Source organism: Caulobacter sp. Root343 (assembly GCF_001425745.1).
Classification (GTDB): Bacteria; Pseudomonadota; Alphaproteobacteria; order Caulobacterales; family Caulobacteraceae; genus Caulobacter.
Window position 1 is genome coordinate 334,775 of the sequence record NZ_LMDF01000008.1, and the last position, 14,484, is coordinate 349,258.

At 68.7% G+C, this 14,484-nt stretch carries 13 protein-coding genes; 8 read left to right on the top strand and 5 right to left on the bottom strand.

Annotated elements, in window-relative coordinates; genetic code table 11:
* Position 1: 1 nt before the first annotated feature.
* Positions 2–697 (bottom strand): MarC family protein, encoded by a 696-nt coding sequence (locus tag ASC70_RS19940; RefSeq protein ID WP_056053653.1) that lies wholly within the window; start codon positions 695–697, stop codon positions 2–4.
* Positions 698–780: 83 nt separating this feature from the next.
* On the opposite strand from ASC70_RS19940, the gene pyrF reads away from it, so the two are divergent.
* Complete coding sequence (gene pyrF, locus ASC70_RS19945) at positions 781–1,482, top strand: orotidine-5'-phosphate decarboxylase (RefSeq protein WP_056053656.1); 702 nt, start codon at positions 781–783, stop codon at positions 1,480–1,482.
* 7 nt (positions 1,483–1,489) lie between these two features.
* Here pyrF and ASC70_RS25845 read toward each other — a convergent pair whose 3' ends face one another.
* A complete protein-coding gene (locus ASC70_RS25845) occupies positions 1,490–3,736 on the bottom strand; it encodes an FG-GAP-like repeat-containing protein (protein ID WP_056053659.1) in 2,247 nt (748 codons plus the stop codon).
* Positions 3,737–3,959: 223 nt separating this feature from the next.
* Here ASC70_RS25845 and ASC70_RS19955 point away from each other — a divergent pair, with 223 nt between their 5' ends.
* On the top strand, positions 3,960–5,801 hold the full coding sequence (locus ASC70_RS19955; RefSeq protein WP_056053661.1) for an alpha/beta fold hydrolase: 1,842 nt from the start codon (positions 3,960–3,962) through the stop codon (positions 5,799–5,801).
* Between the two features lie 226 nt (positions 5,802–6,027).
* Here the strand turns inward: ASC70_RS19955 and ASC70_RS19960 are convergent, their stop codons facing one another.
* Together ASC70_RS19960 and ASC70_RS19965 are read right to left on the bottom strand one after the other, a co-directional pair.
* Positions 6,028–6,459, bottom strand: a complete 432-nt coding sequence (locus ASC70_RS19960) for an ester cyclase (RefSeq protein ID WP_047413691.1) — start codon at positions 6,457–6,459, stop codon at positions 6,028–6,030.
* A gap of 42 nt (positions 6,460–6,501) precedes the next feature.
* A complete protein-coding gene (locus tag ASC70_RS19965; protein WP_056053664.1) occupies positions 6,502–6,732 on the bottom strand; it encodes a DUF1674 domain-containing protein in 231 nt (76 codons plus the stop codon).
* 98 nt (positions 6,733–6,830) lie between these two features.
* Here ASC70_RS19965 and ASC70_RS19970 point away from each other — a divergent pair, with 98 nt between their 5' ends.
* The 6 genes from ASC70_RS19970 to ASC70_RS24620 all read left to right on the top strand — a co-directional run bounded on the left by ASC70_RS19970 (position 6,831) and on the right by ASC70_RS24620 (position 12,661).
* Positions 6,831–7,235 (top strand): hypothetical protein, encoded by a 405-nt coding sequence (locus tag ASC70_RS19970; protein WP_056053667.1) that lies wholly within the window; start codon positions 6,831–6,833, stop codon positions 7,233–7,235.
* Positions 7,236–7,285: 50 nt separating this feature from the next.
* Positions 7,286–8,566: an RsmB/NOP family class I SAM-dependent RNA methyltransferase gene (locus tag ASC70_RS19975; RefSeq protein ID WP_056053669.1), complete on the top strand. Its 1,281-nt coding sequence runs from the start codon at positions 7,286–7,288 to the stop codon at positions 8,564–8,566.
* Positions 8,567–8,698: 132 nt separating this feature from the next.
* Entirely contained in the window at positions 8,699–9,358 is a 660-nt protein-coding gene (gene rpe, locus ASC70_RS19980; RefSeq protein ID WP_056053672.1) for a ribulose-phosphate 3-epimerase, read from the top strand.
* Between the two features lie 9 nt (positions 9,359–9,367).
* Positions 9,368–11,101: a heparinase II/III family protein gene (locus ASC70_RS19985; RefSeq protein WP_056053675.1), complete on the top strand. Its 1,734-nt coding sequence runs from the start codon at positions 9,368–9,370 to the stop codon at positions 11,099–11,101.
* A 4-nt stretch (positions 11,102–11,105) separates the two neighbouring features.
* Complete coding sequence (locus ASC70_RS19990) at positions 11,106–11,387, top strand: hypothetical protein (RefSeq protein ID WP_056053678.1); 282 nt, start codon at positions 11,106–11,108, stop codon at positions 11,385–11,387.
* A gap of 572 nt (positions 11,388–11,959) precedes the next feature.
* Positions 11,960–12,661 (top strand): Fic family protein, encoded by a 702-nt coding sequence (locus ASC70_RS24620; RefSeq protein ID WP_082539536.1) that lies wholly within the window; start codon positions 11,960–11,962, stop codon positions 12,659–12,661.
* 475 nt (positions 12,662–13,136) lie between these two features.
* Here the strand turns inward: ASC70_RS24620 and ASC70_RS20000 are convergent, their stop codons facing one another.
* The gene (locus tag ASC70_RS20000; RefSeq protein WP_056053683.1) at positions 13,137–14,078 is read right to left on the bottom strand and encodes a cation diffusion facilitator family transporter; all 942 of its coding nucleotides are present in this window, start codon (positions 14,076–14,078) and stop codon (positions 13,137–13,139) included.
* Between the last annotated feature and the right edge of the window lie 406 nt (positions 14,079–14,484).

A 14,484-nucleotide genomic window follows, 5' to 3' on the forward strand; every position in this document is an offset into this window, starting at 1 on the left:
GCTACCTATCGACCGCGTAGGGCGCCTTGGCGTCCTGGCGCACCAGGCCGCGTGTGGCGTCGCCCACGCCGATCAGCACGAACTGCACCGCCAGGGCGCAGAGGATCAAGCCCAGCACGCGGACCACGATGCTCATGCCGATCCGGCCCAGGGCCTTGCTGATCAAGGGCGCCGCCCAGAACACCGCCACCAGCACCAGCGACACCGCCGAGATCACCGCGACGCCCAGACCCAGACCCGCCCAGCCGAACGGCTTGGCCTCGGCGGCGTAGATGATCACGGTCGAGATCGCGCCCGGCCCGATCAGCAGCGGCATGGCGAACGGCACGATCAGGCGCTCGAAGCGCTGCTTGGCGTAGACCCGCGCCGACTGGCCCTCGATGCCCTCGGCCGCGTCGGCGAACATGGTGGTGAAGTCGTCGCGGACCATGTCCAGGCCGAGAATGAACAGGATGATGCCGCCGGCGATGCGGAAGGCCGGCATCGAAATGCCGAAGAAGGCCAGCAAGCCCACGCCCGTGAAGAAGAAGAACACCAGGAAGGCCGCGACGAACAGGCCGATATAGACGGCCACCATCCGTCGCCCCGCCGCGGCCGCGCCCAAGGTGGCGGCGGCGAACAGCGGCACGTTGCCGATCGGGTCGATCAGGGCGAACAGCGCGACGAAGAAGTTGACGGCGAGTTTGGCCTCGGTCATTCGACGTCCTTACCTTTCAAAGCGCCCAAGCTGCGCCCTTCCTAGGGCGGACGACCGCGCGCGCCAACCCCTGGGGCCAAGACATGACCGCCGATCCGCGCCTGATCGTTCCGCTGGACCTGCCCACCGTCGACGAAGCGCGCGACATGGTCCAGCGCCTGGGCGACGCGGTGTCGTTCTACAAGATCGGGCTGGAGCTGCTGGCCAGCGACGGCATGGCCCTGGCCCATGAGCTGAAGGCCTCGGGCAAGTCGATCTTCCTCGATTGGAAGCTGCACGACATCGGCGCGACCGTGGAGCGCTCGGCCCGCGTCCTGGCCCGCAGCGGCTGCGACCTGCTGACCGTCCACGCCGAGCCGCAGGTGATGAGGGCGGCCGTTCAGGCACGCGGCGATTCGGACCTGAAGATCCTCGCCGTCACCGTGCTGACCAGCCTGACCGACGCCGACCTCAACGAGATGGGCTACGCCTTCGGGGCCCGCGACCTGGTCGAGCGGCGGGTGCGCCAGGCGATCGCGTGCGGCGTCGACGGCATCGTCTCCAGCCCGCACGAGGCCGCCCTGGCCCGCGAGATCGCCAATGCGGCCGGGAAGCTAGGCTTCCTGATCGTCACCCCCGGCGTGCGCCCCTTCTGGTCGGCCAAGAACGATCAGGCCCGCGCCGCCACGCCGGAAGCCGCCATCCGCGCCGGCGCCAGCCACCTGGTCTGCGGCCGCCCGATCACCGCCGCCAACGATCCGCGCGAGGCGGCCTTGAAGGTGGCGGCCGAGATCGCGGGCCTCTGACGCCCGCCTAGCTTCCGCCGAAGATGAAGTCGGCCTTGTAGTAGCCCCTGGCGGGATCGAGGATATCGATCGCGAACGGCGCGGTCCCGTCGGCCAGGTCGGTCAGCCAGGCGGCGTTGGAGCGAGCCATGACGCCGAGGTCGGCCTTCTCGGCCTCGGCCAGCAACCAGCCGACCATGGCCGCCTTGGTCCCCTGGCCATTGGGGCCGTCGCCGCCGTAGCTGGCCAGATAGTCCACGCGCGTGTCGATCAGGGCGTGAACCTTGGCGTCGGTCGGCGTTCCGCCGAAGATCGCCGCATAGGCTTTGCGCGTGGCGTCGAACAGCGACAGCGTCCCGTACTCGGCCGTGAACTTGGCGGCGCCTTCGCCGGCCTTGCCCAGGCTGACCGCGAAATTGATGTAGCGGTTCTCGTAGTTGAAGAACTGGTAGTAGGCGCTGTTGAGATTGTTCCCGTTCGGGCCGGTGGGCGACACCAGATAATCGATCCCGGCCTGGCCCGGGACCTTGCCGGTGAAGAACAGATAGCTGAGCGTCGCCACCGAGGTCGTCTGGTCGGCGGCCTTGACCACCTCGCCGATGGCGGCGGCCTGGGTCATGGCGCCGGCGGCGATCTTGGCCGTGAGGTCGGCCGTCAGAACTCCGCCGGCGCCCGCCGCGGCGCTGGCCCGCAGCAGCGAGGCGACCGCCAGTCCCACCACGGGGTCGCCCAAGGCCATGGTCTTGTCGGCGAAGACCAGGTTTTCGACATTGATCAGGGTGTCGGCGCCGTCGCGCGGATTGGCGCGCGTGTCGGTGACGGTCCAGCCCGACGGCCCCACCCCGATCGCATAGTCCGACGCCAGGCCGCCGTAGCGCGCCTCGTCGATCCCGGCCCCCCCGTCGATTCGGTCCGCGCCCGCGCCGCCGACCACGATGTCGGCGCCGTCGCCGCCATTCAAGGCGTCGTCCCCCGCGCCGCCGAACAGCACGTCGTTGCCGGCCAGGCCGTTCAGGGTCTCGTTCTGAGCGTCGCCGACCAGGGCGTCGGCCGTGGCCCCGCCGCTGACCGTGGTCCCGGCGTCAGTCGCCAGATGCACGGTGAGGCCCTCGGCGCCGTCCCAGACCCCGCGCCAGGCGATCACGTCCATGCGGCCGTCGCCATTGACGTCGGCCGCCTGCAGCCGGTCGTACTGCGAGACATTCAGCCAGCCTTCGGGCAGCTGGACGAAGCGCCCGGCGCCGTCGTTCAGGAGCACCGCCTGCTTGTGGCTGTTCGAGGCGAGCAGGTCGACATAGCCGTCGCCGTTGATGTCGGCGAGCTGGGTGCGCGTGTACCAGTCCTCGGTCGCCTGGACCGGCAGGCGCTTGGTCGTCTCGTTCGTGAAGCCGCCCTGGCCGTCATTGATCCAGATCTGGGTCGTTCCCGGCTTGAACAGGTCGACGACCGAGGTCATCACTAGGTCCAGCTTGCCGTCGCCGTTGATGTCGGCCGCCTTGGCGTCGATCACGGTTTCGGTCGCGCCGTTCTTGGGCATGGCGAACGTGGACAGGGCCGTGAAATTGCCCTTGCCGTCGTTCTTCAGCAGGCGCGCATTCTGGGTCTGGGTTTCGTTCGGGGTCAGCAGCAAGTCGAGGTCGCCGTCGCCGTCCGCGTCGAACAGCAGGCTGGCGGGCGAATTGTACTGTCCCGCGACGATGTCGGACGGCAGGCCCGCGCGGCTCAAGGTGAAGTTGGCCGCGCCGTCGTTGATCAGGAAGTACGAGGCCTCCGCGACGCCGCCGTTGTAGTTGCCGACATAGAGGTCGATGTCGCCGTCGCCATCGATGTCGCCCGGCGCGGCCGAGTGGCTGTAGTCGGCCAGGGTCGGCAAGCGCGCGGTGGCGTTAACCAGGCCCGTCGCGCCCGACGACAGGAACAGCGCGTTGCGGGCGCCCGGAAAGGGCGCGGCGTCATAGCCGTGATCGGCGAAGAAGGCGTCGGTCCGGCCGTCCTTGTTGAAGTCGGCCAGCACGATCTGGCGTCCGTGCACCGTCACGGGCGGCTGGTCGCCGAACAGGGCGCTGGTCGAATCGGTGAAGCGTCCCGCGCCGTCGCCGGTCAGCACGCGGATCGGAACCGCCCGGTCTTCCAGCGGATAGAGGAAATAGGAGAGCGCGATGTCGAGCTTGCCGTCGCCGTTGAAGTCCGCCACGGCGATCTCGTGGGCCGAGGCGGCGGTGAAGCCGGCGCGCAGCGCGAACGTTAGATCCTGGGTCTGGAATTTCGTGGCCATCACGCGTCTCCTCGCGCGGATTGGACATGAGCGGCCGCGCGGTCTCAGCTAAACCGCCGCCCCGGACCCGGGCATCGCCGTTTGTAGGGTGTCGGCCTTTTTGGTCCGGCGCCGGCCTCTGGACGGCCCGCCCGCCACACGCCAAGGTTCGGGTTCGAACGGTTTTGTGGCGTTGTCGATTTGGCGGGGACCGCGTTGACGGTGATGATTTCGAGGTCGGGGCTTGGTTGAAGACGACCACGCCGGCGAACCACGGCTGCCGACCTTTTTGCGGTCGGTCATGGAGGACGCCGACGCCGTCCTGGCGACGGCGCGGTCGGCCCCCGACACGCTGGCGGGCCTGATCGAAGCCGACGCCGCCCGGGCCGAATTTCTTCCCTTGTTCGACGCCCAGAGCCTCGCGGCGGCGGTGCTGGACGCGCACGGCGCGGTCCGCATCGCCTCGCGCCTGTTCGCCGAGGAGGGCGGGGAACGCTACATCGATCCGGATCTGGTCGGACGCGCGCTGCGGTCGGCCAAGCCCGTCGTGGCCCCCGTCGCCATCGAGACCGGCGGCGGCTCGGAATCGGTGATCTTCGTCTATGCCGCCGCCACGGTGGCGTTTCCGCTCTGGCGCCTGCCGCCGGAGCTGGCGGCCGAGGCGCCGGCGGGCAAGGTCGTGGTGCTGACCACCCTGGCGGCCAGGGCCGGCCCCATCGAGCGCGCCTGCGCAGCCTTCGGCCTGACGGGCGCTCAGACCCGCGTCGTCCTGGCCGTGATTCGCGCGGGGTCGATCAAGGCGGCGGCCAAACGCCTCGACCTGTCGCACGTCACGGCGCGCGAGACGCTCTCGGACGTCTATCGCCGCACCGGCGCCCGTCGCCTGCCGGAACTGGTGGGCTTGTTGTCCGGACTGGCCTTCGGGCTGTTGCCGTCCCAATCGGACCATACGCCGCTGCTGGTCGATGTCTGGGGCCTGACGGAGAAGCAGGCCTCGATCGCGCTGCTGGTCGCCGGCGGCGCGACGCGGGAGGAGGCGGCGCGGGCGCTGGGGCTGTCGGTCGCGGTGGTGCGCAAGGACCTGGAGCAGATCTTCGCCGCCTTGCGGGTCGGCTCGGCCAGCGAGCTGGCGCGGACGGTGTCGACGATGAGCGCGCTCGGCGCCCTGCTGGGCGCGACCCGAGGGCAACTGGGCTTCGCCGATCCCCGAGCGGAGCCGTTGCGCCTGCTGCCCCGCGCGGACAGCACGCGCATCGCCTGGAGCGACTATGGTCCCGCCGGCGGCCGGCCGGTCCTGATCGTCCATTCCAGCATGACTTCGCGGCTCGCGCCGTCGAGCCTGGTGGCCGCCCTGCAGGCCAAGGGCTTCCGCGTCCTGTCCGTCGATCGTCCCGGGTTCGGGATGAGCGACCCCGTTCCGGGCCTGCGCGCGGGCGAGCACGATCCGTTCGACGCCGCGTCGGCGGACTTGGTCGCGCTGCTGGACGCCCTGAAGCTGCCGACCATCGACATCGTCGCGCGCGGCGGCGCCCAGGCCGTGCTGGCCCTGGCCCGGCGCGCGCCGGAACGGATCGGCCGGGTCGTCCTGGTCAATCCGGATCCGCACTCCGGCGCCGACGATCGCCGGCATGGGCCGCTGGGCGCCTTCAAGGAGGCCTATCTTCGCCAGCCGGAACTGATCGGAACCTTCGCCCGACTGCTGGCGGGCAGCCTGACGCGCGAGCGCCTGCACCGCATGGTCGTACAGTCGATGCGCGGCAGCCCGCCAGACGAGGCCGCAGCCGCCGATCCGGGCTTCGCCGAGGACTATTGGCGGTCGGTGCGCATGCTCGCCACCGGGCGGATCGAGGGCTATGTCAACGAGCAGGTGGCGATCGCGCGCGGCGGCAAGCCCCCGCCGGCGCCGGGCCGGCGATGGTCGGTCCTGATCGGCGCCTATGACACCATGCACGATCCCGACCATGTCGAGCGCTACTGGCGTGACGTGCTGCCCGACAGCCGGTTCGAGCGCGTCGCCGATGCGGGACGCTTCCTGGCCATGACCCATCCGGAACGGGTCGCCGAGGCGTTGCTGGCTGCGGAATAGAGGGTGGCGCTTAAGGCCGGTCGACATTCATCTGGGCGAGTACAATCCCTCTGCCTTCCTGGGCCCTGTGCCCAGGATCCATGCTCGAGGCAGGCGTGGACTCTTTGGGTCCGCGCGGCCCAACGACCGTGAACTCAGCCCCCATTCCGTTGAATCTGAACCCTGGGTCCTGGGCACAAGGCCCAGGAAGGCGGGTAAATTCTACTCGCGGCGAATGTCGAGTCCCCTACCCCAGCTCCAGCGCTCGCAGCACCGCGAACTGGTCGTAATAGGGCCGCTCGCAGACGATCCTGTCGCCGCCGGGCGGGAACTCGAAGCTGGCGGCCATGCGGATGCGGAACGGCTTGCCGGTCGGCTCGACCGTCCGCTCGCCCAGCCGCAACGGGCCCAGATGCGTGCCGGTCAGCCAGAACTCGACCAGCACCGTGTCGCCGCCGTGGGCGATGGCGATGATCTCGTTGCCCTGGTCCGGAAACGGCGTACGCGAGGCGGCGAAATAGCCGCGCACGGCGGTCTCGCCGTCGAACACGGTCCCGGCTCCGTACATCTCGTAGCGGGGGTGCTCGAAGGTGGCGATCACCGCGTCCCAGTCGTGGACGCACTCCAGGGCCATGTGGTCGCGCACCACCTGGATGCGCCGCTCGGCGAGGTCTTCCATGGCGCTCTCCTCCGCTTTTTGCGGAGCGTCGCGCTTTCGGTCTCAGAAGTCGACCGCCACGCCCTTCTTCTCCCAGTCGCCGAAGCGGGTCGGCTCGGGGCCGTCGCGGCCGCCCTTCTCGGTCGGCAGCGCCAGCGCGGCTTCGGCGGCGCGGCGGGCGGCGGCCTCTTCCAGGGCGCGGCGCGCGGCGGGGGTCAGGTCCTTGCCCGGCGCGGCGCCGGGCGGATCGTCCGGGGCCGGAAGGCTGGCCGGTGGAACTTGAAGGTCAGACATGACGAACGTTTAGCATCATCACGTTCGCGCCCGCCACTTGCCAGTGTTCAACCCTGCGCTTTAAATACCGACGTTATACCATTCGGGGGAATGACCAGATGAACACCAGCCGTTGGCCGCACGCCTTCTTCGCCGCCGCCGCGCTTTACGCCATGATCGGGGTCTCGTGGGGCCTGGCCATGAGCATCACCAAGGATCACGCGACCTATTCCGCCCATGCTCACCTGAACCTGTTGGGCTGGATCAGCATGGCCCTGATGGGGACGTTCTACGCCCTGCTAGGCCAGACGGTCGCCAACTGGATCAAGCTGACCAACTTCGTCCTGTCGAACATCGGCGTGGTCTGCATGATCAGCGGCCTCTTCATGTACCTGGGCCAGAAAGGACCCGCGTCGGTGTACGGACCGCTGCTGGCGATCGGGGCTCTGTCGGTGGTCGGCGGGTTCTTCCTGTTCGGCCTGACGGCGGTTTCCACCGCCCTGCGCCGACCTGCGGCGGCCTGATTTCGCTCAAATCGCTTGCGCTCGCCGTCGCCATTGGGCACGGCGAGGCGGTGACTCAAGAATTGAACGACGGCCTCCCCGCCCGGGAGGCCGCCCTGACCCTGATCGACGCGGCCCTGTCGCGTCGCGGCGGCATCGACGAAGCCGCCTCGGCCAACGGTTTCCGTTTCCTGGAGCCGCGCGAGCGTGCGTTCGCGCGAGCGCTGGCCATGGCCGTGCTGCGCCATCTCGGCCCGATCGACTGTGTCCTGGCGGCCAAGTTGCAGAAGGCCCCGCCCGACCGGGTCATGCACCTCCTGCGCCTCGGCGCGGCCCAGGCCTTCTATCTGGAGGTCCCGGCCTTCGCCGCCGTCGCCACCAGCGTCGAGCTGGCCGGCGCCAACAAGGCCAGCCGCCCGTTCAAGGGCCTGGTCAACGCGGTGCTGCGCGGCCTGCTGCGCGACGGCCCGCCCGGCGACGACCCCAGCCTGCTGGCCCCGCCCTGGCTCTATTCGCGCTGGACCGCCGCGTTCGGCGAGGCCACGGCCCGCGAGATCGCCGCCCAGATCGCCATCGAGCCGGCCACCGACCTGTCGCTGAAGCCCGCCGCCGACGCGGCCGCCCTCGCCGAAGCGCTGGAGGCCGAGATCCTGGACGGCGGAACCCTGCGCGTGCGCCGCAAGGGCGACGTCGCCGCCTGGCCGAACTTCGAGGACGGGACCTGGTGGGTGCAGGACGCCGCCGCCGCCATCCCCGCCCGCCTGCTGGACCTCAAGGCCGGCGACACGGTGCTGGACCTCTGCGCCGCGCCCGGCGGCAAGACCCTGCAGCTGGCCGCTGCCGGCGCCAGCGTGGTCGCCCTCGACCGCTCGGCCGCGCGCCTGAAGCGGGTCGGCGAGAACCTGGAGCGGATGAACCTCACCGCCGAGATCGTCACCGCCGACGCTGCGGCCTGGGACGACACGCGGACCTTCGACGCCATCCTGCTGGACGCGCCATGCAGCGCCACCGGCACCTTCCGCCGCCATCCCGACGTGCTGTGGGCCGCCCGCCCCGCCGACGTCGCCAGCCTGGCCGGCGTGCAGTCGCGCATCCTCGACAGCGCCGCCGACCGCCTGAAGCCCGGCGGCCGGCTGATCTATTGCGTCTGCTCGCTGGAGCCCGAGGAGGGCGAGGGCCAGGTCGAGGCCTTCCTGGCCCGCCGCAAGGACATGGCGCTGGAGCCGATCGCGCCCGGCGAAGGCGGCGCCCCGGAAGCCAGCCTGACCCCGCGCGGAACCCTGCGCCTGCTGCCCCACCAGCGCGAAGGCGGCCAGGACGGTTTCTTCGCGGCGCGGTTCCGCAAAACCTAGCTGTCATCCCGGCGAAAGCCGGGACCGCCGGAAACGCCGGCGCTTGCCGCGTTCCCGGGTCTGCGCTGCGCTTCGCCCGGGATGACAGCCTAGGCGGATGACAGATTCAGCTGGGACGGTTATCCCAGGACCATGACCGCGCCGATCATCGCCCCTTCGATCCTCGCCTCCGACTTCGCCCGCCTGGGCCAGGAGGTCGCCGCCATCGAGGCGGCCGGCGCCGACTGGGTGCATGTCGACGTGATGGACGGCCATTTCGTGCCCAACATCACCCTGGGTCCCGACATCGTCAAAGCCATCCGGCCGCACGCCAAGATCCCGTTCGACGTGCACCTGATGATCAGCCCGGCGGATCCGTACCTCGAGGCGTTCCGCGCCGCCGGGGCCGACATCATCAGCATCCACCCCGAAGCCGGCCCGCACCTGCACCGCAGCCTGAAGCGGATCCGCGAGCTGGGAGCCAAGGCCGGCGTGGTGTTCAACCCGTCGACCAGCATCGACCATGTCGAGTGGATCCTCGAGGACGTCGACCTGCTGCTGGTCATGTCGGTCAATCCCGGCTTCGGCGGCCAGAGCTTCATCCCCGGCCAGCTGCGCAAGGTCGAAGCCCTGCGCAAGCTCGTGGACAAGGCGGGTCTGGACATCATCATCGAGGTCGACGGCGGCGTCACCCCGGCCACGGCCCCGCAGTGCGTCGCCGCCGGGGCCACGGCCCTGGTCGCCGGCTCGGCGGTGTTCAAGGGCGGTCCGGACGCCTATGCCGGCAACATCCGCGCGCTGAAGGGCGGCTGACCGCACCCGATGGCCGTCAAGCGTTCCGCCAACGGCTCCAAGTTTTCCGCGCCCGTCAAGCGCGGCGACGTCCTGTGGCGGGCCATCGGCGCCGAGGTCAGCGGCCACGTCGTCCGCGAGTGGTACGGCTCGGGCCCGCATCGCCTGATCCTGGCCTTCCCCCGCCCGGAGGGCCTGGCCGCCCGGCCGCACGACCCGCGCCCGGCCGACGCCGACCATGGCAGGAAGATCCTGGCCGGGGTCATGACCCTGGACGGCGGCATCCTGCGCATCGGCCCCGACGGCGACCCGTTCGACATCGCCAGCCCCTCGCGCCGCTTCGCCGTCAGCCTGCACCGCTTCGACTGGCTGCCCGACCTGGTCGCCGCCGGCTCGGACGGGGCCCGCCGCGCCCTGCGCCTGCTGGACGACTGGCGGCGGGTGTTCGGCAAGTGGAACGGCTTCTCGTGGAGCCCCGAGTGCCTGGAGCGGCGGGTCTTCAACCTGGCCTGCGCCGCCAAGGCCCTGGCCGCCGAGGGCAGCGACGCCGAGATCGCCGACCTGACCCTGGACATCGCCCGCCAGGGCCGCCACCTGGTCGAGCTCAAGACAAGCCCCGAACGCGCCCTGGAACGGGCCGTCGCCGCCACGATCGCCGGCTGCGTCCTGGCCGGCAAGCCGGGCGAGAAGCTGATCGACAAGGGTCTGAAGGCCTTCGCCCGCCACATCGACGTCATGGTGCTGGCCGACGGCGGCCACGCCACCCGCTCGCCGGAAGCCGGCGTCGAGCTCTTGTTCGACCTGCTGACCCTCGACGACGCCCTGGGCCAGCGCGGCCGGCCTTCCCCCGAGAGCCTGTCGCGGGCCATCGACCGCCTGTCGACGGCCACCCGGTTCTTCACCCTCGGCGACGGCCATCTGGCGGCCTTCCACGGCGGCGAGGCCATCGCCCCGGCCCATATCGCCGCCGCCCTGGCCCATGACGACGCCGGCCCGCGCCCGTTGAACGCCGCCCCGCACAGCGGCTACCAGAAGATGGTCGGCGGCAGCCTCGAGGTGATCGCCGATTGCGGTCGTCCGCCCGCCGGCTCCCTCTCGGTCTCGGCCTGCGCCCAGCCGGCCGCGCTGGAGATCGTCTGCGCCAAGGATCGCCTGATCACCAGCTGCGGCTGGAGCCCCGAGGCCGCCGGCGCCCATGCCTTCCGCCTCAGCGACGCCGCCTCGACCGTCTCGGTCGGCGACGGCTCGGCCGGCCGCCCCCTCTCCGGCTTCCGGGCCCGCGCCCTCGGCGCCTGGCTGGTCGACGGCGCGACCCAGGTCGAGGCCAAGCGCCACGACGACGTCGGCGGGGTGTGGCTGGACATCGTCCACGACGGCTGGCGCCACGTCGGCCTGACCCACGCCCGCCGCCTGTTCCTGGACGCCGTCAACGACGAGCTGCGCGGCGAGGACAGCCTGACCCCGATCGCCGCCGAGCCCGGCGCGGCCGATGGCCCGCGCCGCTACCTGCCGTTCGCGGTGCGCTTCCACCTGCACCCCGAGGCCCGCGCCTCGATCGCCCGCGACGGCAAGAGCGTGCTGATCCGCGGCCCCAACAACATCGGCTGGTGGCTGCGCAACGACGCCGTCGACGTCGCCATCGCCCCCACGGCCCACTTCGACCACGGCCTGGCCCGCAAGGCCGGCCAGGTGGTGCTGAAAAGCCAGGTGCGCCCCGAGGTCGGGGCCAAGATCCGCTGGAAACTGACCCGGGCGGAGGGCTAGGCCGATGGGCTTCGATCGGAGGCCGCCGCTGGATCCCGGGCGGTCACGGCATGTGCCGGAGTTCACCGACGAAGAGGTCACGGAGGTGCTCGCGGCGTTGCGGGCGGATGCGCCGGACCTGGTTGCGGTGCTGGAGCGTCAGGCGCGGGAGCCGGGCAGCGTCGCGTCGGCGGACTATGACGACGCTTACGACCGGATGCTGACGTACCTGTTCGAGCGGGGGTACGTGCACACGCATATCGAGATGGCGGTGTTGTTTCGGGCGGTGGTGGAGAGGGTTGGCTAATTGGGGAAGAACGTCCAGTGGACACTGACCGGGCGGCGGAGCGCCTTTGCGAGGAAAGCCGATCAAAATGCAGCTGGAGTAGGCAAATCCTCTGGCACCTTCACCGCACGGTGTGGAATCAACATTTAGTGGGAATGCGTTGCGTCAAGGCATGTAATTGCTCGTTACCACTGCCTAGGCGCCGATTATTAACCAGATGTTAACCATAAAGGCAAAAGATTCTAACGAATCACGGGCGCGGAACCATTAACCGCTAGGCCGCATTATTAAATCGGGGCAAATTGCCCCCTTTTTCATTGACCATACACAGGTACCGCTTACATTTAAGGGGTTGGGGCTGCGCGGAGGATAATTATGGGTAACGTACACGCTCTGGAGGAGCTAATAGCGAAGGCTAGGGATCACAAGATGAGCCCGACCGAACGCCGAGCTCAACGTGTTAGCCTAATTATGGGTCTGCGTTCCGGGAAGTCTACACTCAGCCGGGAGAAGGTTGAGGAGCTGATGGACGAGCGCGAAGGCGCAGACGACCGCTGAAGCAAAAGCGTTCAGGTTGATAAAACAAATTAACCATGCTCACATTCAAAGCCCAGCATTCGCTGGGCTTTTTATTTGAGCGATTCGAGATGCAGGACGGAAATTGGGAGCTCATAAACGGCGACGCCGCCCACGAAATTGAATATATAAATCATAATAACACTGTCGGCGTCATTGAAGCTCTAGTCATATTATACACTACACAGGCCGGGGTTGGAAAAAACGGCTGTAACGCCTGTCCCACGCCAATTATTTTGAACGAATTACACCGCACTGCGACGCTATTCCTTCTAGCTCAGCCCGGATGTTACAGAAATAACTATAATGTTCGCGTGGCGGATGCCAGCGGCAAAGTCTCTTACACAGCTCCTCCGTGGGAGGAGGTAGAGTCCCACATGGCCCAGTTCCACCGCGATTTAGCGGAGATGTGGGAGAAATCCGACGCGATTACTGTTGCCGCGTATGCACTTTGGAAAATAAATTGGGTTCATCCCTTTAGGAATGGCAATGGCCGTAGTGCGAGAACCTTTGCATATGCGTGCTTGTGCTTGAAGTTTGGCTTTTGGCTTCCAGGTTCCGAGACGATAATCGATCTTATAATGAAAGATCGAGCACCCTACGAAGCAGCGCTCAAGCACGGCGACGATACCTTCGCTACGTCGGGGGCTGCTGACTTGGACCCTATGAAGCAATATCTGGTCGATCTTCTTACAAAGCAGCTCGATTCAATCGCCTAACGCGCTTTCGATATTTAATGAGACGTTGAGATCGACCTCCCCACGGTCGGATCCCCCCTTTCATCTCTTGGAGGCTGCAGCGTGCGGGGCTGATCAGGTCAGTCAAGGACGACGCTCCGCGTCGCCGCGCGCGGCCGCTCGGAGAGCGGTCCTTGACTGACCTGATCAGCCCCGCGATCGTCTCGCCGTGAGATGTAAGGGGGGCGCTCTTCCCGGAGGGAAGGGCTTTTGGCGGGGCGAGATCCGCCGACGCGATCCCTCTCTCATAGAGAGAGGGAGGGGCCCGCCGCGGAGCGGTGGGAGGGTGAGAGGTTTCACCGTCGGCCGGTGAAGCTCGAACCATCCCGCTCGGTGTTCATGGGGGCCGCCGTCTTTGCTCCAGCCCTGTTCTGACAGGGTGTAACCTCTCACCCTCCCACGCCGTAGGCGTGGGCCCCTCCCTCTCTCTCAGAGAGAGGGATTTCGATCGCCGCCCCTACCCCGCCCGCCGCTCATACGCCGCCCTTGCCCGGCCCGACCGGACGAACACCCTTGTGATCCGCGCATCCACCCCCTGGATCAGCGCCGCGAATTCGTCGGCGGCGTCTTCGATCTGGCCGGCGGTCAGGGCGTCGTGGAAGTCCAGCGTGACACCAAGCAGGATCTCGCGGGGGCCCAGGTGCATGCTCAGCACCTCGGTCACATTCTCGACGCGCGGGTCGCGGGCCAGGGCTTCGCGGACAGCCTGGACGACGCGGGGGGCGGCGGCCTCGCCGGTCAGCAGGCTGCGGGTCTCGTTGGCCAGGAAGACGGCGACCAGCACCAGCAGGACGCCGATCGCCACCGAGGCGGCGCCGTCGGCCCAGGCCAGGCCCGCGACCGAACCGGCCACCCCCAGGGCGGCGATGGCCAGGCCCAGCAGGGCGGCGCCGTCCTCGAGCAGCACGGCGAAGATCGACGGGTCCTTGCTGCCCTTCAGGGCGCGGAAGAACGGGATGTCGCCGCGCACGGTCTTGAACTCGCGCCAGGCCACCAGGAACGAGCCGCCCTCGAACAGGACGGCCAGGCCGATGACCAGGAAGTTGATCCAGGCGCGGTCGATCGCCTCGGGTTCCAGGATCTTGTGGACGCCCTGATAGACCGACACCGCCCCGCCCAGGGCGAAGATCATCAGCGACACCACGAACGACCAGAAATACAGCTCCATGCCGTAGCCGAACGGGTGGGTCTGGCTGGGCGGCCGACCGGCGCGGGCCAGGCCCAGCAGCAGCAGGCCCTGGTTGCCGGTGTCGACGGTGGAGTGGATGGCCTCGGTCAGCATGGCCGACGAGCCGGTCAGCAGGGCGGCGACGAACTTGGTCACGGCGATGGCCAGGTTCCCAGCCAGGGCCGCGAACACCACCTTGTGCGAACCACTGGTCTTGGGAGCCGACGCCATGGGGCGGCAACGTTGGAGGGGCGGGGGTGTTCCGTTTTCCCGAGGATGATGAGTATTCAAACCCGCCAACGCCGCAGGCCCCCACCTGACCACGCGTCGCGTGGTCGTCCGCCCCCGGAGGGGGCGGAAGGGGATTACCTTCTTCCCCCTCCGGGGGAGGAGCGCCGCAGGCGCGGAGGGGGCAAGTACGGGGATTGAGCGGGCTGTATCCCCGGCGTTCGCGAGAACGAAGCCAGCGAATTCAACAGCTTCTCACTTTTACACGCCCCTGAATGATCCGCGTTCAAAACCCCCGCACAATCATCGCTGTCCCCGTCGCAAGGGGAGGGCGCTTGGATCCGGCCCGAAGCGGCGATGGGGATAGGCTGAGCGGGGTCGCCGTTGGGTCCCCGGCTGGCTCGTCAGG